16 protein-coding genes and 1 tRNA gene are annotated in these 18,434 nt (G+C 47.2%); 13 read left to right on the top strand and 4 right to left on the bottom strand.

The window, feature by feature from the left end; genetic code table 11:
- The first annotated feature begins 31 nt into the window (after positions 1 to 31).
- The 6 genes from CWI78_RS03535 (at position 32) to CWI78_RS03510 (ending at position 4,228) form a co-directional block, all read left to right on the top strand.
- Positions 32 to 108 (top strand) — tRNA-Trp (locus tag CWI78_RS03535).
- Between the two features lie 68 nt (positions 109 to 176).
- Positions 177 to 497 (top strand): hypothetical protein, encoded by a 321-nt coding sequence (locus CWI78_RS03530; RefSeq protein WP_126780294.1) that lies wholly within the window; start codon positions 177 to 179, stop codon positions 495 to 497.
- Positions 484 to 930, top strand: a complete 447-nt coding sequence (rimI, locus tag CWI78_RS03525; RefSeq protein ID WP_126780293.1) for a ribosomal protein S18-alanine N-acetyltransferase — start codon at positions 484 to 486, stop codon at positions 928 to 930. The genes CWI78_RS03530 and rimI overlap by 14 nt, the downstream gene beginning before the upstream one ends.
- 10 nt (positions 931 to 940) lie before the next feature.
- The gene (deoC, locus tag CWI78_RS03520) at positions 941 to 1,687 is read left to right on the top strand and encodes a deoxyribose-phosphate aldolase (RefSeq protein WP_126780291.1); all 747 of its coding nucleotides are present in this window, start codon (positions 941 to 943) and stop codon (positions 1,685 to 1,687) included.
- 4 nt (positions 1,688 to 1,691) lie between these two features.
- Positions 1,692 to 3,032 (top strand): thymidine phosphorylase, encoded by a 1,341-nt coding sequence (gene deoA, locus CWI78_RS03515; protein ID WP_126780289.1) that lies wholly within the window; start codon positions 1,692 to 1,694, stop codon positions 3,030 to 3,032.
- Positions 3,029 to 4,228, top strand: coding sequence for a phosphopentomutase (locus CWI78_RS03510; protein ID WP_126780287.1), 1,200 nt, complete (start codon positions 3,029 to 3,031; stop codon positions 4,226 to 4,228). The genes deoA and CWI78_RS03510 overlap by 4 nt, the downstream gene beginning before the upstream one ends.
- On the opposite strand, the gene CWI78_RS03505 is transcribed toward CWI78_RS03510, so the two are convergent.
- Positions 4,221 to 5,912 (bottom strand): methyl-accepting chemotaxis protein, encoded by a 1,692-nt coding sequence (locus CWI78_RS03505; protein ID WP_126780285.1) that lies wholly within the window; start codon positions 5,910 to 5,912, stop codon positions 4,221 to 4,223. The two genes, CWI78_RS03510 and CWI78_RS03505, sit on opposite strands and share 8 nt — an antisense overlap.
- A gap of 177 nt (positions 5,913 to 6,089) precedes the next feature.
- Here CWI78_RS03505 and prfC point away from each other — a divergent pair, with 177 nt between their 5' ends.
- Positions 6,090 to 7,679: a peptide chain release factor 3 gene (gene prfC, locus CWI78_RS03500; RefSeq protein WP_126780283.1), complete on the top strand. Its 1,590-nt coding sequence runs from the start codon at positions 6,090 to 6,092 to the stop codon at positions 7,677 to 7,679.
- Positions 7,680 to 7,684: 5 nt separating this feature from the next.
- The gene (locus CWI78_RS03495; RefSeq protein WP_126780281.1) at positions 7,685 to 8,482 is read left to right on the top strand and encodes a TatD family hydrolase; all 798 of its coding nucleotides are present in this window, start codon (positions 7,685 to 7,687) and stop codon (positions 8,480 to 8,482) included.
- Here CWI78_RS03495 and CWI78_RS03490 read toward each other — a convergent pair.
- Complete coding sequence (locus tag CWI78_RS03490) at positions 8,439 to 9,071, bottom strand: YtjB family periplasmic protein (RefSeq protein WP_244213059.1); 633 nt, start codon at positions 9,069 to 9,071, stop codon at positions 8,439 to 8,441. The genes CWI78_RS03495 and CWI78_RS03490 overlap by 44 nt on opposite strands.
- Before the next feature lie 27 nt (positions 9,072 to 9,098).
- Here CWI78_RS03490 and serB point away from each other — a divergent pair, with 27 nt between their 5' ends.
- Complete coding sequence (gene serB / locus CWI78_RS03485; RefSeq protein WP_126780280.1) at positions 9,099 to 9,761, top strand: phosphoserine phosphatase SerB; 663 nt, start codon at positions 9,099 to 9,101, stop codon at positions 9,759 to 9,761.
- Here the strand turns inward: serB and CWI78_RS03480 are convergent.
- Positions 9,735 to 12,239 carry a PilZ domain-containing protein gene (locus CWI78_RS03480; protein ID WP_126780278.1) on the bottom strand — a complete coding sequence of 835 codons (2,505 nt, stop codon included), beginning with the start codon at positions 12,237 to 12,239 and terminating at the stop codon, positions 9,735 to 9,737. The two genes, serB and CWI78_RS03480, sit on opposite strands and share 27 nt — an antisense overlap.
- 64 nt (positions 12,240 to 12,303) lie before the next feature.
- Between CWI78_RS03480 and radA the strand changes: the two genes are divergently transcribed.
- Positions 12,304 to 13,668, top strand: a complete 1,365-nt coding sequence (gene radA / locus CWI78_RS03475) for a DNA repair protein RadA (RefSeq protein WP_126780276.1) — start codon at positions 12,304 to 12,306, stop codon at positions 13,666 to 13,668.
- A gap of 47 nt (positions 13,669 to 13,715) precedes the next feature.
- Here radA and ettA read toward each other — a convergent pair whose 3' ends face one another.
- On the bottom strand, positions 13,716 to 15,380 hold the full coding sequence (ettA, locus tag CWI78_RS03470; protein ID WP_126780274.1) for an energy-dependent translational throttle protein EttA: 1,665 nt from the start codon (positions 15,378 to 15,380) through the stop codon (positions 13,716 to 13,718).
- A 159-nt stretch (positions 15,381 to 15,539) separates the two neighbouring features.
- Here ettA and glyA point away from each other — a divergent pair, with 159 nt between their 5' ends.
- From glyA to ribD, 3 genes are read left to right on the top strand one after another with little or no spacing between them, the layout of a single operon-like run.
- Positions 15,540 to 16,796 carry a serine hydroxymethyltransferase gene (glyA, locus tag CWI78_RS03465; RefSeq protein ID WP_126780272.1) on the top strand — a complete coding sequence of 419 codons (1,257 nt, stop codon included), beginning with the start codon at positions 15,540 to 15,542 and terminating at the stop codon, positions 16,794 to 16,796.
- 56 nt (positions 16,797 to 16,852) lie between these two features.
- Complete coding sequence (nrdR, locus tag CWI78_RS03460; protein ID WP_126780270.1) at positions 16,853 to 17,302, top strand: transcriptional regulator NrdR; 450 nt, start codon at positions 16,853 to 16,855, stop codon at positions 17,300 to 17,302.
- Complete coding sequence (ribD, locus tag CWI78_RS03455; protein ID WP_126780268.1) at positions 17,295 to 18,422, top strand: bifunctional diaminohydroxyphosphoribosylaminopyrimidine deaminase/5-amino-6-(5-phosphoribosylamino)uracil reductase RibD; 1,128 nt, start codon at positions 17,295 to 17,297, stop codon at positions 18,420 to 18,422. Before nrdR ends, ribD begins: the two co-directional genes overlap by 8 nt.
- Positions 18,423 to 18,434 lie beyond the last annotated feature (12 nt).

Genomic DNA, 18,434 nt, shown 5'->3' with positions numbered 1-18,434 from the left:
CGGTGTCGGTATAATTCTTCGCTCAAGCGTTAGGGGCGTAGTTCCAATTGGTAGAACAGCGGTCTCCAAAACCGACGGTTGGGGGTTCGAATCCCTCCGCCCCTGCCAGTTTCTTACTGGCTATCCTTCCTAAGCTTGAGTAAACTGCATTTATCTGTTTTTCAACGGTAATCGTTATGTTCCCAGAATGGACCCGTCAACAACGCGCTGCTTTGCAAGTTATGGGGATTCCCGTATGGCAAAAGAAAAGTGCGAAGCCACCTGTTTTTTATTATCGCCTGGGTGGGCTTTACATGCATGGACCAAGGGAATTGCCGGTTTCTCTCCCCGATTGGCTTAATGATCTTTGCCTTTACTTTGAGCAGCGTCCGGTTGCGATAAAAGCACCGCTTCAAACCCCAGACTTGTGTTTTGATTATGCCGATTGGTTAGATGGGTCTATTTCAGCAGAACAGAAAAAGGCACTTTGGCAAAAACTACAAAATGCAAAGCGTTAATATTGAAAATTTTCGACCGGGCGAAGTTGAGTTTTCGGTTGAGAAAAAAGCACATAGCCACCCCTGGCCATGGTCTGTATTCAGTCAAAGTTATGGTGAAAACTATCGTTGTCGGCGTTTAGTGAGTAATTTTGGGGTTATTGGTTTTACCATTAGTCAGCGAGTTGTTGATGAACTGACTTTACACAACATTGCGGTCGATCCTCAATACCAAGGTCGTGGTCTGGGTAACAAACTGATGCAGGACTTACTAGACTATGCCGAAGAAAACCACTGCATAGTTTTTCTGGAAGTACGCGCTTCTAATGTTTCTGCTATTCGTTTATATGAGCGCAATGGATTTGATACGGTAGGCCGAAGAACAAACTATTATCCCTCTGACGAGGGACGTGAAGACGCTCTAGTTATGCGCTGGAGCTGTCAAAAATACTAACGGAGTGATTATGCCATCATCGCAACACGTACGGGCGTTACAAGCGCTATCCTTTATGGATTTAACCACATTGAATAACGATGATACCCGCAAAGTTATTGAAGACTTATGTCAACGCGCTGCTATAAATGAGATAAGTGTTGCCGCGGTTTGTGTTTTCCCTGAGTGGGTTGCTATAGCCAGCCAATGTCTTCACGAACAAGGTCTTGATACGAAAGTGGCTACGGTCACCAACTTCCCTGATGGTAGTACTAATGTCGCGCGAGCGGCCGCTGAAACTGAGCGAGCAATAGCTGCCGGAGCGAATGAAGTTGACGTGGTGTTACCTTACCGCGCTTTGTTGCAGGGGGATGAGAGCACACCAGCTGAGTTAGTGCGTGAATGCAAAGATATATGCGGTGACTCTGTTCAGTTAAAAGTAATTATCGAGTCAGGTGAATTAGAACAACACGACAAAATTGTTCTTGCCAGCGAACTGGCGATTGCCAATGGTGCTGATTTTATTAAAACCTCAACCGGCAAAGTATCGGTGAATGCGACCTTAAAAGCCGCCGAAGCCATGTTAGGCGTTATAAAAGCCAGCAAAACGGATTGTGGCTTCAAAGCCGCCGGAGGAATACGAACTCTGGAAGATGCCATTCAATACATTGAGTTAGCAGAACAACTTATGGGTAAAGAGTGGGTCACGGCGGATAATTTCCGTATTGGTGCCAGTAGTCTGCTGCAAGATATTCAAGACGTTCTGATTAAGGCGTAATAAGATGTTTTTACCACAAGAAGTCATTCGCAAAAAGCGCGATGCCGTCAGTCTATCTGAGCTGGATATTCAGCAGTTTGTGAACGGCATTTGTGATGAAACGGTCAGTGAAGGACAAATTGCCGCTCTGGCCATGGCGATTTATTTCCAGGGTATGTCAGTCCACGAAAAAACCGCACTCACCGTTGCTATGCGCGATTCGGGCGACATTCTTGACTTGCAACAGGAGAACCTGAATGGTCCTGTGCTCGACAAACATTCGACGGGTGGTGTGGGTGATGTCGTCAGTTTAATGCTAGGCCCTATCGTTGCGGCGTGTGGCGGTTATGTTCCTATGATCTCGGGGCGAGGGCTGGGCCATACCGGTGGAACCCTGGATAAGTTTGATTCCATTCCCGGCTACCAGACTGCGCCGGATAACCGACGCTTTCGCGATACAGTAAAGCAGGCTGGAGTAGCCATTATTGGACAAACTGGACGGCTGGCGCCGGCGGACAGTCGTTTTTACGCAACCCGGGATGTCACGGCAACAGTAGAGTCTATCCCACTGATTACCGCGTCTATTTTGGCAAAAAAGTTGGCCGAAGGCCTGGATGGTTTGGTGATGGATGTTAAAGCCGGGAACGGCGCCTTTATGCCAAGTTACAAAAAGTCCAGAGAGTTAGCCGAGAGCTTAGCCAGCGTTGGCAGCAAACTGGGAGTTGAAACCACGGCTCTTATTACCGACATGAATCAGGCGCTCGGATCAGCTGCCGGCAATGCAGTAGAAGTTCAACTGGCCGTCGACTACTTAGTCGGAAAGCGCAGAGATAAACGCCTCCATCAGGTTACCAAAGCGTTATCTGCTGAGTTATTGGTATCTGGTAAGTTAGCTAAGAATACCGAATCTGCCGAAGCTATGGTAGAACACGTGCTGGACAATGGCCGTGCGGCTGAATGTTTTGCAAATATGGTCAGCTCTTTGGGCGGCCCGCACGACTTTTTGGAAAGAAGCTCTCAATACTTGCCTCAGGCGAAGTTTGTGAAGCCGCTGAAAGTCCCCGCTGAGTATTATGGACAGTATTTAATAGCCGTAGATACAAGAGAACTGGGGATGGCGGTTGTCTGTTTAGGGGGCGGTCGCCGTAAGGCTGACGATGTACTGGACTTAAGTGTTGGTATTACTGATATCTTAAGTATTGGTTCAACGGTCGATTCGGATACTGTATTAGCAACGATACATGCGAGCAGCGAAGCTGGCTGGCAAGAGGCCGCTGAGCGCACGCTTAAAGCACTGAGTTTTTCTGTCAGTTTACCGGAACCTCGTCCTGTCATCTATGAACGCATAGCCGGAGAAGCAGAATGAGCAGAGCCATTGTTCTGGTGTTAGATTCATTTGGTATTGGATCAGCCCCTGATGCGAAAAAGTTTGGTGACGACGGTGCTGATACCTTTGGCCATATCGCGGAATACAGGCAGCAGCAAAACGCCCCCCTGAACATACCTAACTTGACTCGTCTGGGTCTGTTGGAGGCTCATAAAGAGGCGACCGGCGTGTATGCCAAAGGTATTAATAAAACGGAGGTCAGCGGAGCTTATGCCTGTGCCGCAGAACTCTCGTCAGGTAAAGACACACCTTCAGGTCATTGGGAGTTAATGGGCGTACCGGTGCATTTTGAGTGGGGTTACTTTCGCGATAAAGAAAACAGTTTTCCTGAGGCATTACTGGCTCAAATAGTCGAGTCCTGTGAACTTAAAGGTTACCTTGGCAACTGTCACGCATCGGGTACGGAGATCATTAAACAGATGGGGGAGCAGCATATTCGTAGTGGCTCTCCTATTTTCTACACTTCTGCGGATTCGGTTTTTCAAATAGCAGCGCATGAAGAGTATTTTGGGCTGGAGCGTCTGTATCAGGTGTGTGCAAAAGTTCGGGCGCTATTAGAACCGTATAATATTGGTCGCGTCATCGCGCGTCCGTTTATTGGTGAGAGTGCCAATAACTTTGAACGCACAGCCAATCGCAAAGATTACTCGGTTTTGCCGCCTAAGCCTACGGTGTTGGATAAGCTGCAGGAAAAGAGGGGAGAGGTCATTGCTGTTGGTAAAATATCCGATATTTTCGCCGGTCAGGGCGTCACCCAATCTGTCAAAGCCTCCGGTCTGGATGGGCTTTTAAATGCAACCTTAAGTGCCATGGAGAAGGCTTCCGATAACACACTTATTTTTACCAACTTAGTGGATTTCGATACGCTTTATGGGCACCGGCGGAACATACAAGGTTACGCAGAAGAATTAGAAGCGTTTGATCAATGGTTACCTGTCATTGAGTCAGCAATGAAGCCGGACGATGTTTTAGTACTAACCGCAGATCATGGTTGCGATCCTACCTGGGAAGGAACCGACCATACGCGCGAATATGTACCGTTGTTATTGTCTGGTCAGAAAGTAATAGCAGGTAGCCGTGGTAAACGAAACAGTTTTGCCGATTTAGGGCAGACGTTGTGTCGTTTATTCGATTTACCTCCAATGGAAGAAGGTGAGGCGATTCAGCTCAGTTAACGCGGTAACGTTTCACATTATTTTCTAACTGTTCAGCGGTATTCGTCAGTTCTTTCATGTGCTCTCCCGCTTGCTCTGTTCCGTTGGCTGTCTGTTTTGCAATATCGACAATTTTTGTCATGTTCTCATTGATGGTTTCTGAGACGGATGTTTGCTCTTCCGCCGCTGTCGCGATTTGAGCATTTTGCGTGTTAATGGTATTCACTGCCTCTAGTACGTTGGCTAATGCACTCTCGACTTCTGCAGCTTCCGCAACACTGGTTTTACTGCCTTCCTTTATTGACGACATAACGCTAGAAACTTTTTCGCTCCCTTGTTGCAGTTGCTCAATCATTGACTCTATTTCGTGCGTGCTGTCCTGAGTTCGTTTTGCCAGCGTGCGCACCTCGTCTGCAACGACAGCAAAACCTCGTCCGGCTTCGCCAGCTCTAGCCGATTCGATAGCTGCATTCAGTGCTAATAAGTTAGTTTGTTCTGCAATACCGCGGATGACATCAAGCACCGAACCAATCTCTGTGGAGTGCTCATGGAGTTTATCCACTTCTGAGGCTCCGCTTTCTACTTTATCCGCTAGTCCATGGATGACATTGACGGCTTTAGTCAGCAGATGATTACTTGAATGTACCAATTCTTCTGCTTGTTCTGCGGCATTGGACGCTTCGCTGGCGCTACGCGCAACCTCGTGTGAGGCAGTGGCTAGTTCATTAATTGCGGTGGCTACCTGTTCACTCTCGGCCTGCTGTTCATTTACGCCATCACGGGCATTAAGCAGAACTTTATCCAACCTTTGTGTTGATTGATTGACAGACGAAGCTGATTGACGAATGTTACTGACCATCTCAGATACTTGGTCAGCGAAATTATTAAAAGCCTGACCAAGTTCAGACATTTCATCATGACTATCGGTATCAAGTCGTTGAGTGAGGTCACCGTCGCCTTTGGCAATTCGATCCATCGCGTTCAATGCGTTACGCAGAGGTTGGGTGATGCCTTTGACTACAAACAGTGCCAGTGCAGCAATAATCAATAAGGCGATGGCAGAAGCGACAATGGTTTCAACAACGGCTTCGGATAGCGCTTCATCGACGTTGTTCTCAATTCTCGTTACTTCCTGTTCAAGTCCCGCGGTCCAGAAACCCGTGCCTATAACCCATCCCCATTCTTCAAGCAGTCTCGCATAACCCAGTTTAGGACTGACTTGTTCTTGATTATTTTGCCAATCATACTCAACAAAGCCACCGCCATTTTCAGCGGCCTCGATAAGCTCCTGGATAAGGTAAACACCGTTAGGATCTCGGAAGTCCAGCAGATTTTTACCTTCGAGGCTTTGATTAACACCATGAGCGACGCTGACTCCCTCACGATTGTAAACAAAGAGATAACCGGTGTCTCCGGAGTCGTCAAAACGCAACTGACGAAGTATCTCTTTTGCACGTTCCTGTCTTTCCTGGAGTGAGCCCAGCGAAGTATCCTTTACAAGATGCTGAATAGAAGTGAAGGCTAACTTCAGGTAGTTCTGCAGTTTGTCTTCGCTGTCATTTTGCATTTGAGTTTTAAATTCTTTTACCGCATTTTGTCCGACAGTCGTAGACTGCGACAAATTGTACCAAGTCAGAAACACAGCAATTATTACCGGAGGGATCAGGGCGAGTGAGAATACTTTGGCCTTTATTGTCAGTTGCATGGGCAAATTACTCTGGTTATTTGTATCAATAATTCAGCTTAGTACATACGTGGGAGGTTATCCTGTAGACCTTAGTAAGGTTGTTATGAATTTTATAACCATCCATGGTTTGTGTATCGGCATCAGATCAGCGAAAATAAGCAGAATGATAAACTTTAACCAATAAGAGTCTTCTTGATGTCTGAATTGAGCTTGCAGAACGAAGTCGCAAAACGTCGTACCTTTGCCATTATCTCTCACCCGGATGCCGGTAAAACGACCATTACTGAAAAGGTCCTGTTGCATGGTCAGCAGATTCAAAAAGCGGGCACCATAAAAGGCAAGAAGTCGGGTCAGCATGCAAAGTCAGACTGGATGCAGATGGAGCAGGAGCGTGGTATATCGGTAACCACCTCGGTCATGCAGTTCCCCTATAACGATGCCTTGGTAAATCTGCTGGATACGCCCGGGCACGAAGATTTCTCGGAAGATACTTACCGTACTCTGACCGCTGTTGACTCTTGTCTAATGGTCATTGACGGTGCTAAAGGTGTCGAGGATCGCACCATTAAGTTGATGGAAGTCACGCGTTTACGTGACACGCCTATTATCACCTTTATGAACAAACTTGACCGTGACATTCGTGATCCGCTTGAGTTACTGGATGAGGTCGAGGACGTTCTGAAAATTATGTGCGCGCCCATTACCTGGCCGATTGGTTCCGGTAAGAATTTTAAAGGGGTTTACCATCTGCTTAATGATGAGACCATTTTATATAAAACCGGGCAGGGCCACAGAATTCAGGAAGAAACCATTATAAAGGGCCTGGATAATCCAGAGCTGGATGAGAAGATTGGTGTCTGGGCAGACGAGCTGCGTGAACAAATCGAATTGGTGAACGGTGCTTCGAATCCATTTGATAAAGAGTTGTTTCTGGCTGGTGAATTGACTCCAGTGTTCTTCGGAACGGCGCTAGGTAACTTCGGTGTTGACCACATGCTTGATGGGCTGGTTGACTGGGCACCAAGACCTCAAGCTCGGGAAACCGACCAGCATGAGAACGTCAGCGCTGACAATAAAGATTTTTCCGGTTTTATTTTTAAGATTCAGGCGAATATGGATCCCCGCCACAGAGACCGGGTGGCTTTTTTGCGCATTGTATCCGGTAAGTATGAAAAGGGCATGAAAATGCGCCAGGTACGTACAGGTAAAGATGTACGTATTAGCGATGCATTGACCTTTCTAGCTGGCGACCGTTCTCACGTAGAAGAAGCCTACCCAGGAGATATTATCGGTCTTCACAACCATGGAACCATCCAAATTGGCGATACTTTTACTGCTGGCGAAGATTTTAAATTCAGTGGCATTCCGAACTTCGCGCCTGAACTTTTCCGTCGTATTCGTTTGAAAGATCCGTTGAAGCAAAAGCAGCTTTTGAAAGGCTTAGTGCAGTTGTCCGAAGAGGGAGCGGTGCAGGTTTTCCGTCCGCTTATCAGTAATGACTTGATTGTTGGGGCAGTGGGTGTGCTGCAGTTTGATGTAGTGGTTCACCGTTTGAGAACGGAATATAAAGTGGATGCGATGTACGAAAATATCAACGTTGCAACAGCGCGCTGGGTAAGCAGTAAAGACGAGAAAAAACTGGATGAATTTCGTCGTAAAGCGGAAGCTAATCTGGCATTAGACGGTGGCGACAATTTAACTTACATTGCCCCGACTATGGTGAACTTGAGCCTGGCAGAAGAACGTTACCCGGACATTGAGTTTACTCACACACGCGAACATTAAAACTCATGAATGCGCTTTACGATACACATTGCCACATTGACTTTCAGGTGTTTGATGAGGATCGGGAGCGGGTTTTAAAAAGCGCTGCTGAAGTGGGAGTTGAGCGTTTTATGGTACCCGGGGTCAGTGCTGAGCAATGGCCCCGGGTACAGCAGTTAGCCGAGCAGTTTTCAAGCTGGCGCTTTGCTTTAGGTTTGCACCCCTGGTTTATCGAAAAGCATAACCTGAACCAGTTGAAAGAACTTGAAAAGGTCCTGGATACAACGCATAAGCGTTTACGGGCGGTAGGTGAAATTGGACTGGATGCAACCTGTGATAATTCAGAGTTGCAGCGCGAACTTTTTATCGAACAACTCAAGCTAGCCAGGCACTACCGGTTACCCATCATTATTCACCATCGAAAGACTCTGGAAACAACACATCCGCTAGTTAAACAGTATGGGCCTGAGTCTGGTGTCATCCATGCGTTTAGCGGAAGCTACGAGCAAGCCATGAAGTTTGTCGATTGCGGCTACAAACTGGGTGTTGGAGGAGTCATCACTTACGCCAGAGCCCAGAAAACGCGACAAGCTATAACCAAAGTGCCTTTATCGTCTTTGGTGCTTGAAACGGACTCACCGGATATGCCAATTTGCGGATATCAGGGTCAACGTAACGAGCCGGCCAGAATAGTCGAAGTTTTGAAGGTTTTAGCTGATTTAAGAGAAATGAGCACAGACGCACTGAGTGACGTTCTATGGAAGAACAGTTGCGAACTTTTTAATGATGTTCCGCCTGCCAGTAACGATCACGAATCCGGTTGAAACCCAGCATGATAAAGACGCCCGCTAACATTGCCAGTAGTAAGAGTAACTTGCCCTGTTGCATCAGGCCATTATGAGCTTTTTGGCTTTGTTTGAGCAAAAGCTGTTTGTCGAAAACCACCTGCAGATAACCACTAACCTCATCTTCCAGGTTTATTTCTTCCACCAGCACCCAGGGTTCTGAGGAAGAATCGCTAGTCGGCCAGTCAATAATCGATGCGCTAACACCGCTATGTACCAGTAACTCACCAAAACGGTTACGAATGGTTGCTGCCATGACTTCGGGTTGTCCGGCTATATGATCGGTTAATGCCGTTAAACGTTCGGTATTCTGCTGTTCAAGCCAGTAATGAGCTTCGTGCTCGGCTTGGTCCATCATTAGCTGGGTAACAGACTGAGTTTGCGAGAATAGTTGCTGTTGCGACTGGACACTGGCAATATTCCAGACATTAATAATGATCAACAGCAAACCACCGGCAGCGGCCAGTCGGAGAGCGCGTTTCATCATAATGCGAAGAATCGCTTTGTTTCTGTTGTTAAGCAATACACCGTTTAATCGATGCCACTGCCTAAATTCTGTTAGTCGCATGGGTTCAGCTCAGGAGTTTTCCGTTAAATGAAACACAGTTCCGGTTTAATCGTTTTCGACATGGATTCTACCTTAATTCGTATTGAGTGTATTGACGAAATTGCACGACTGAATAACCGTTATACTAAAGTCTCAGCCATAACGGAAGCCGCAATGAGAGGTGAAATAGATTTTGGCGAGAGCTTAAAGCAGCGTGTCGCCTGTTTAGAAGGCATTAACGAATGCGATCTTGATAGTTTATTTACTCCTATTCCACTTAACCCTGGTGCCGTGGAACTGATTCAGGCTTTAAAAGCGGCTGGTTGGAAAGTCGCGTTAGTGTCGGGTGGTTTCACCTGGTTTGCCGACAAGCTTAAAACAGCGTTGAACCTGGATGCGGTCGTAGCTAATCGGCTTGACGTTGAGAATGGCTGCTTAACCGGAAGAGTATTGGGGCAACTTATTGATGCGAAGGTGAAAGCTCAACAACTTAAGGCTCTGGCTGAAAAGTGGCAGATCCCACCGAGTAGAACGGTGGCAGTCGGTGACGGCGCAAATGATGCGCTCATGCTTAAAGCGGCGGCCGTTGGTATCGCTTTTAATGCGAAGCCGGCGCTGCAGGCTGTCGCTGACTATTCGGTGAACTCGAACAATCTAATGGAAGTCATGAATTGTCTCGAGCATTCAGAATTTATTGACCCAGTCGTTTAAACGCTCTTGCTGTTCCTTGATGGTGTCGGTACCAGGCAAAGCAAATTCCAGTAAGCTCTCGGTAACATCAACGGTGTCGGCAATGGCATAGACCTGCCATAAATCTTCCTCAATTTCCTGTGCCCGATAAGCCGCGTAACGACTAATATAATTAAGTTCCGCCTGAATAAACTGCGTATCAGGACGTCCTGTTCTGGACAGAGCCACTGTTACCGCCCGGAAAATTGAGTTAGGCAAGCATTGCTCAATAAAAGATTCAATGGCGTGATTGTCATTACTTTTCAGCCACTGAGTCTGAATAATGTCCTCACCACTTTGGCGGTAGAGCCTTAATAAGAGCAACAAAGTCACTGGCTCTGAGGTGCGATCCATCTCATTTAACCTGGGTAGGAGCTCTTTAGCAACAGAAGACCCCCTAAGTAAAGGTTGTAAATTTAGAGCACTCTGCTGACTTCCTGGTAATTTAGACAATAACTGCCCCCAGCCAGAGGGCCAGTTGGATAAACCCGCTCGCCGTACCGATGTTTTCCGTCTTTTATTTCTGTAGAGAAAGACCGGTAGCGAACCTGGAGCATCGCAATATAAATTGCGCAGACAAAGTTCGAGGCCGTTTATTGAGGTGTTTTCTACTTGCAGCTTGAGCAGGTCACGTTGTTCCCGGATTAAGAAGCGTATGAATTCCGATCCCATATGCTGCTCATGGTCACCGTCTATTTTTAGACGTAATGTGGTGCGGGCATCGTCGATAGACGCGATGGTGTAAGCCAAATGGTCTAATTTCGCTTTCTTATACAGCTTTTTAAAGCCCGTCATAGAAATGTCGACATTATCGCCTTTTTCAGCTGCAACAGGGGTATCAATTTGTACTTGTAAGCCGCTGACAGAAAGGTCAATGATCATACCGTCACGAACAAATTTCCCCACCTTAACCCGGCAACGACTGCGATAACTGAAGCGCTTCTCACTGCGTAAATTGATAAACTCAAGACGTGCTTCTTTAGTGCGAATAGGAACCGCCGGAGGATGGGCGAAAGCCTTTAATGACGAGAGTTGCTCTTTATTAAGATCAGTATCAAAAAAGCCGTTCAAGCTGTCGGTGATATCGTTTACGATCCCCATGTATCGTAATGGGGCTATGGCTCTTTTAACTTGCGCTGTCGGCGGATTTAACCGGAACGGAACATTCACATTCTGAGGCACGCTTTGAGGCTGCCACGCCTGGTTTAAGTCAACCCGGCGTAAATCAATTTGATAAACTCTCCAGGAGGCTTTTTGACTGCCGAATGCGACGTAGGTGTCCCATAAGCCGGTTTTCTGAAGTTCTTCCACCGTTGCGGAATAATTGTATATTTTACCTCTGGCGGTAATTGAAAACGTTAAAACCAGTAATCTGGCATTGTCATTTTCAGTCAAATCCTGCAACAACCAACGGCTGCGTCTAATGTTGAAAATAGAGCCAAAACTGATTTGGTTCAGTTCGTTAATCCAGTTATTTAAAATAAAACGGTTGTTGTCTGTAGTTAACACATAATCAGCGACAAGCTGTCTGTTTGATTCAGAGAAAAATACCGGCAACTGTTTCATTCGTGGCAGCAGGAACTGCTCATGGCCTTTACTGATAATCGTATTATAGGTGTTGTCGACATTTACGCGATAGCGCTTTTTATAACCGTTTATAAAGCGGTGAAAAAATTTATCCAATTCAGCCGATTGGTAGTTTGGGTCGCGGTTTAAATTGAGGTAATGTTTGCCGTCACTTTCCTGTAAGCCAACAACACGATAAGGAATACGAGTTTCGGAATCGACTGTGAACTCTTTTGCCAAGCCGGTAAAATAAAGTGATAGGGCGTCATTGTATTTTAGGTTATGGTCGCTGTTAACCCGCACCCGCATACCGGTGATAGAAATATCCGTTGTTATTGCCTCGTAATTTCGGCCCTGACTGTCTTCAAGTCCAACTTCGATGGTAAAGTTCATCCGTTCTTCGGCGCGATAAGGATACTGGCCAAAATGGAATGTCTCTAAAAGGTATGATTCTGTTTCGTTGTCAGAACTTGGAAATGGGGATTGGCCACTTATCGGTTCGGCATTGTGATCAGCTAGACTTTGAGCAAAGGCTTTTTCTTCGTCCCGGGCTTGACGTAAATGGTTTTCGGCATCCAATATTTGTTCAAACGTATCTTGGGTGAAAACGCCTTTATAGGTTTCAAGACCACGTTCAAAAATCTCAACTGCAACATCGTCAAGCTGATGACGACGACCATTGTATTCGTATGGATGGCATTCACCATCAACTTGATTACGCAAATCAACGGTGCGGTGACAGGGAGCTGCTAAACGCCTAAGCTCCATTTTAAGTTTGAATTTTGTGGGACCATCTTCGTTTTCAGTTAACGACTGAAACAAGGTGTCAAAGTCGGTATCGTAAACGACGGGTTTTAACTGATCGATAAGTTGGTCAAAATAATGGTTCGGCATCGAAGTCTAATATTTTTATAATTATTCTTGAATAATACCTCATCATAAAACGAGAAGCAGACGAATGGCAAAAGCAAAAAGTGCGTATGTGTGTAATGACTGTGGTGCTGACTTTCCGCGTTGGCTTGGGCAATGCCCTGAATGTAAGGCCTGGAATACGCTGACTGAAATTCGTTTAACCTCAAAAACAACGACAAGTTCAACGGATCGTCGGGGCTTTAGTGGTATCACTGAAGGCAGAGTTCAGACCTTGAATGAGGTGGACTTGCAGGAAGTGCCGCGTTTTAGCTCAGGTTTTCAGGAGTTTGACCGGGTATTAGGTGGTGGCGTTGTGCCCGGCTCGGCAATACTCATCGGTGGTTCACCGGGGGCTGGTAAAAGTACGCTGTTGCTACAAACCTTATGTAAACTGGCTGAACGTATGCCAGCGCTTTACGTAACCGGGGAGGAGTCTCTACAGCAGGTAGCGATGCGGGCTCAGCGACTGAACCTGCCGACCGATAAATTGCGCATGCTGTCTGAAACCTCGGTAGAAAGTATTTGTCAGTTGGCCGATAAAGAAAAGCCGGCCATTATGGTCATTGACTCTATTCAAGTAATGCATATGGCGGATATCCAATCGGCGCCGGGCAGTGTTTCTCAGGTGCGTGAATCAGCTGCCTTTTTGACCCGTTATGCGAAACAAAAGAATGTTGCCATTATTATGGTGGGACACGTAACGAAAGAAGGACATCTGGCCGGACCTAAGGTACTGGAACATTGTATTGATTGCTCTGTACTTCTGGATGGCTCATCAGACTCCCGTTATCGCACCCTGCGCGGTACCAAGAATCGCTTTGGCGCGGTAAATGAACTGGGCGTATTTGCGATGACGGGTGGCGGACTTAAAGAAGTCTCGAATCCATCGGCTATATTTCTGCAACGAGCGGAAGATCAAGGTAACGGTTCGGTGGTCATGGTCATCTGGGAGGGCACCAGGCCACTGTTGGTGGAGATTCAGGCTTTAGTTGATTATTCAGCTCTGGCGAATCCCCGGCGCGTTGCTGTGGGGCTGGAAGCCACTCGGTTAGCACTGCTGCTGGCTGTTTTGCATCGTCATGGCGGCTTACAAGTGTCTGACCAGGATGTTTTTGTGAATGTTGTTGGCGGGGTTAAGGTGTCCGAAACTTCAGCAGATTTAGCGCTCTTGCTTGCTATTGTTTCCAGTTTTAAAGGTGAACCGTTGCCGCGTGAATTAATTGTGTTTGGTGAGGTTGGCCTGGCAGGAGAAATACGCCCGGTGCCCAATGGTCTGGAACGGTTAAATGAAGCGGCCAAACACGGTTTCAAAAAAGCCATTGTGCCTATTGGTAATACGCCCAAAACGTCACCCAAAGGTATGGAAGTGATTGGCGTGAAAAATCTCCAGCAAGCGCTGGATGTGATGTAGCTTGCAGAAAAAGGGGAGCTTTAGGCTCCCCTTTGGTACCCGGCCTATTAGCCAATAGGTTTGTATTTAATGCGGTGTGGCTCCATCGCCTGCTCACCAAACTTCTCTTTCATGTAAGTTTCATAGTCGCTGTAGTTACCTTCGTAGAAGACCACTTCGCCTTCATCACGGTAATCCAGAATGTGGGTAGCGATACGGTCAAGGAACCAACGGTCGTGCGAGATAACCATTGCTGAGCCTGGGAACTCGAGGATAGCTTCTTCCAGAGCCCGTAAGGTTTCAACGTCTAAGTCGTTGGTTGGCTCATCGAGTAACAGTACGTTACCGCCGGCTTTTAACAGTTTAGCCAAATGCACTCGGTTACGTTCACCACCGGACAATTCGCCAATGCGTTTTTGCTGGTCGGTACCGCGGAAGTTAAAGCGACCGACATAGGCGCGGCCGTTAACTTCAAAATTACCAATTTTCAGGATATCGTTTCCGTCAGTAATTTCCTCAAAAACGGTTTTCTTGTCATCCATGTCGTCCCGGAACTGATCGACACTGGCCAGTTGTACGGTTTCACCCAACTCGATAGAACCACTGTCCGGCTTTTCTTCGCCGCTGACCATACGGAACAGCGTTGATTTACCTGCACCATTAGGACCGATAATACCGACGATAGCGCCTTTCGGTACGCTAAAGCTTAAGTTATCAATCAACTGACGTTTTTCGTAAGCTTTGCTAATACCGTTAACTTCAATGACCTTGTCACCCAGACGAGGGCCTGGCGGAATAAACAATTCGTTGGTCTCGTTGCGCTTCTGATAGTCGCCACTTTGCAGTTCTTCAAAGCGGTTAAGACGTGCTTTGCTTTTCGCCTGACGGCCTTTGGGGTTAGTACGTACCCACTCCAGCTCTTGTTTAATAGTACGCTGGCGTGCTTTTTCAGAGCGTTCTTCCTGCTCCAAGCGCTTCTCTTTTTGCTCCAGCCAGGAAGAGTAATTACCTTCCCATGGAATGCCGTAACCACGGTCTAGCTCTAGGATCCAACCCGCAACGTTATCAAGGAAGTAACGGTCGTGGGTAATGGCGACGACGGTACCGGTGTAATCGTGCAGGAAACGCTCAAGCCAGGCCACAGATTCCGCATCCAGGTGGTTGGTCGGCTCATCCAGAAGCAGCATATCGGGTTTCGATAACAATAAGCGGCAAATAGCGACACGGCGTCTTTCACCACCGGATAAGTTGCCGATTTTGGCATCCCATTCAGGTAAACGAAGTGCATCAGCGGCACGCTCAAGAATGTTATCAATATTGTGACCGTCTTTCGCCTGTAACAGCGCTTCTAATTCGCCTTGTTCTTTTGATAACGCATCAAAGTCAGCATTTTCGTCCGCGTAAGCGGCATAAATTTCGTCGAGTTTCGCGAAAGCCTCTTTAACGTCGGCAACGGCTTCTTCAACGGTTTCTTTCACCGTTTTGTTTTCGTCCAGCTGTGGTTCCTGGGGCAGATAACCAATTTGAGTTCCCGATAAAGCGCGTGCTTCACCTTCGTACTCTTTATCAACACCTGCCATAATGCGAAGTAAGGTTGACTTACCGGCACCATTCACACCCAGAACACCAATTTTGGCTCCCGGAAAAAACGACAGAGAAATATCTTTTAAGATGGTTTTTTTAGGTGGAACAACTTTGCTCACCTGAGACATTGAATAGATATATTGCGCCATAGCGACGTAAAATCCTTCCTATCAACAAAAAAGTTACCACATAGTTTACTGTTATTTACGAACATCCCCAAACTTTGTTGCGCTGAACTAGGCACTCTTTTGTGTTTTAAGGTAAAATACCGGGCAAATTAAGACCATTTAATGATTTGGAGAGCTGTAATGCTGAAATCTGAGATGAACATTGCCGACTTTGACGCGGACTTATGGCAAGCGATGCAAGGTGAAGTGGAGCGCCAGGAGCAACATATTGAACTGATTGCATCCGAAAACTACACCAGTCCGCGGGTTATGCAGGCTCAGGGCTCGCAGCTAACCAACAAATACGCTGAAGGCTACCCGCATAAGCGCTATTACGGCGGTTGCGAATTTGTCGATAAAGTTGAAGATTTAGCGATTGAGCGCGCAAAGCAACTATTTGGCGCTAAGTACGCAAATGTGCAACCGCACTCAGGCTCTCAGGCAAACACCGCTGCTTTTATGGCGCTAATGGAAGCGGGCGATACCTTTTTGGGGATGAGCCTGGCTCACGGTGGTCACTTAACTCACGGCTCTGGTGTGAACTTTTCAGGTAAGCTCTACAACGCGGTTTCATATGGTCTGGATGAGTCTACAGGCGAAATTGATTACGCCGAAGTTGAAAAGCTGGCACAAGAACATAAGCCGAAAGTGATTGTTGCAGGCTTCTCAGCCTACTCTGGTATTGTTGACTGGAAAAAATTCCGTGAAATTGCTGACAAAGTCGATGCCTATCTAATGGTCGACATGGCTCATGTTGCGGGCTTAATTGCTGCCGGTGAATATCCTAACCCGGTACCTTATGCTCACGTTGTTACGACGACCACACACAAAACTCTTGCGGGTCCACGTGGCGGTTTGATCATTTCAGGTAGCGACGATGAGAAACTGCACAAGAAGTTAAACAGTGCGGTATTCCCGGGTAACCAGGGCGGCCCTCTGTGTCACGTTATTGCTGGTAAAGCGGTCGCTTTCCAGGAAGCCTTGCAGCCGGAATTTAAAGATTATCAAAAGCAGGTATTAGTGAACGCCAACGCTATGGTTAAAACCATGCAGGCGCGCGGTTATAAAATCGTGTCCAATGGCACTCAGAACCACTTGTTCCTGGTTGACCTTATCGACAAAGACATTACCGGTAAAGACGCCGATGCAGCTTTAGGTCATGCTTTTATTACCGTGAACAAGAATGCCGTGCCGAATGATCCGCGCTCTCCGTTTGTCACTTCAGGTTTGCGTTTAGGCACACCGGCTATTACCCGTCGTGGTTTTAAAGAAGCCGAAGCCGAGCAGGTAGCCAACTGGATTTGTGATGTTCTGGATGACATTACGAATGAAAGCAAAATAGGCGAAGTTCGTGAGCAAGTTAAAGCGCTATGTGCTCAGTTTCCGGTTTACGGCTAATTGCATATTGTCGTTAAACGATTCGAGTCGTAAAGCGCACTTAAAGGAGTCAGGCAATGCATTGTCCATTTTGCGGCACACAAGATACTAAGGTTATCGATTCGCGCTTAGTTGCGGACGGCGCCTCAGTTCGTCGCAGGCGTGAGTGTAATCATTGCAAGGAGCGCTTTACGACCTTTGAAACGGCTGAGCTGGTTATGCCTAGAGTGATCAAAACTGATGGTTCCCGCGAGCCGTTCAACGAAGACAAACTGCGCAATGGTTTATTAAGAGCTCTGGAAAAACGCCCTGTGAGCCTGGAATTAATGGAGCAGGCGATTAACAAAATTAAGTCGAGTATCCGTGCAACGGGTGAGCGAGAAATAACCAGTAACTTTATTGGCAGCTTGGTTATGGAAAACCTGAAGCAGATTGACAAAGTTGCTTACGTCCGTTTTGCCTCTGTCTATCGCTCATTCGAGGATATTCGTGAGTTCGGTGAAGAAATAGCGCGCCTGAATGACTGAATTAGAACAACAACAGTTTGATCATAAAATGATGCATCGCGCTTTACTGCTGGCGCGACGAGGCCTTATGACAACCCGGCCTAACCCGGCTGTGGGCTGCGTGATTACTGCGAACAACGAAGTTATTGCCGAAGGCTGGCATCATCAGGCCGGGGAGTCCCATGCAGAGGCTCATGCACTGCGCATTGCCGGGCGGAGTGCAAAAGGTGCGACAGCTTACGTTACGCTGGAACCCTGTAGTCATATCGGACGAACGCCGCCTTGCGCCGACGCATTGATTGATGCCGGAGTCGCCCGAGTGGTGGTCGCTATGCGAGATCCTAACCCACGAGTGAGTGGAAATGGTATCAGGCGTTTAGAGGAAGTGGGTATTCAGGTTGATGTGGGAGTTTTGCAATCAGCGGCAGAGCGTTTAAACCCCGGGTTTATTGCGCGCATGACGCATCAACGCCCGTGGTTGACGTTAAAAATGGCAACATCGTTGGATGGAAAAACCGCGTTATCGGATGGAAGAAGTCAATGGATAACCTCAGCCGAGGCTCGCAGTGATGTTCAATTCTATCGCGCCCAAGCGGATGCCATTCTTAGCGGTGCGACAACAGTTTTAGCCGACAACCCCAAACTAACGGTGCGTGTTGAACAGTGGCCAAAATCACGTCAATTGCCGGAACCGTTAAAGCAGCCGGTGCGTATTATCATCGATAGCCAACATCGGGTGAGTGATGATGCAAAACTGTTTGAATCTCCCGATCCAGTCTGGTTGGTTCGGACGACGCCGGGTAAAGCCAGTCGTCATCCGCATTGCCATGAGTTGATCATTGCGGCTGACGAGAAGGGCAAAGTTTGCTTGAAGACGTTAATGACGGAATTAGCCAATCGTGAAATTAATCAGCTTTGGACAGAATGTGGCGCAAACTTGGCAGGCGCGCTCATTGAGCAGCAGTTATGCGACAGACTGATGATTTACAGTTCCGGTCAGATACTGGGCCACTTTGGTCGGTCGGTTATCGACATGGTCGAGCCGATGAATTTAGCTTCCGCACCAAGATTCAAAATTATTGATCGCCGGCAGATAGGCCCGGATCAACGCTTGGTTGCCGTACCTCATACACAAGATTAAAGGGTAAAGCGT

The organism is Idiomarina ramblicola, assembly GCF_003987255.1.
Classification (GTDB): Bacteria; Pseudomonadota; Gammaproteobacteria; order Enterobacterales; family Alteromonadaceae; genus Idiomarina; species Idiomarina ramblicola.
The sequence above is the reverse complement of the archived record's forward strand: the minus strand, read 5'-3'. Positions and strand labels throughout refer to the sequence as shown.

Bases quoted from the DNA above. Each gene is read 5' to 3' on its own strand.
- deoA (WP_126780289.1), top strand. From the start codon at position 1,692: ATGTTTTTACCACAAGAAGTCATTCGCAAAAAGCGCGATGCCGTCAGT.
- nrdR (WP_126780270.1), top strand. From the start codon at position 16,853: ATGCATTGTCCATTTTGCGGCACACAAGATACTAAGGTTATCGATTCG.
- radA (WP_126780276.1), top strand. From the start codon at position 12,304: ATGGCAAAAGCAAAAAGTGCGTATGTGTGTAATGACTGTGGTGCTGAC.
- glyA (WP_126780272.1), top strand. From the start codon at position 15,540: ATGCTGAAATCTGAGATGAACATTGCCGACTTTGACGCGGACTTATGG.
- CWI78_RS03480 (WP_126780278.1), bottom strand. From the start codon at position 12,239: ATGCCGAACCATTATTTTGACCAACTTATCGATCAGTTAAAACCCGTC.
- rimI (WP_126780293.1), top strand. From the start codon at position 484: ATGCAAAGCGTTAATATTGAAAATTTTCGACCGGGCGAAGTTGAGTTT.
- CWI78_RS03505 (WP_126780285.1), bottom strand. From the start codon at position 5,912: ATGCAACTGACAATAAAGGCCAAAGTATTCTCACTCGCCCTGATCCCT.
- CWI78_RS03495 (WP_126780281.1), top strand. From the start codon at position 7,685: ATGAATGCGCTTTACGATACACATTGCCACATTGACTTTCAGGTGTTT.
- serB (WP_126780280.1), top strand. From the start codon at position 9,099: ATGAAACACAGTTCCGGTTTAATCGTTTTCGACATGGATTCTACCTTA.
- CWI78_RS03510 (WP_126780287.1), top strand. From the start codon at position 3,029: ATGAGCAGAGCCATTGTTCTGGTGTTAGATTCATTTGGTATTGGATCA.
- deoC (WP_126780291.1), top strand. From the start codon at position 941: ATGCCATCATCGCAACACGTACGGGCGTTACAAGCGCTATCCTTTATG.
- CWI78_RS03490 (WP_244213059.1), bottom strand. From the start codon at position 9,071: ATGCGACTAACAGAATTTAGGCAGTGGCATCGATTAAACGGTGTATTG.
- ettA (WP_126780274.1), bottom strand. From the start codon at position 15,380: ATGGCGCAATATATCTATTCAATGTCTCAGGTGAGCAAAGTTGTTCCA.
- ribD (WP_126780268.1), top strand. From the start codon at position 17,295: ATGACTGAATTAGAACAACAACAGTTTGATCATAAAATGATGCATCGC.
- CWI78_RS03530 (WP_126780294.1), top strand. From the start codon at position 177: ATGTTCCCAGAATGGACCCGTCAACAACGCGCTGCTTTGCAAGTTATG.
- prfC (WP_126780283.1), top strand. From the start codon at position 6,090: ATGTCTGAATTGAGCTTGCAGAACGAAGTCGCAAAACGTCGTACCTTT.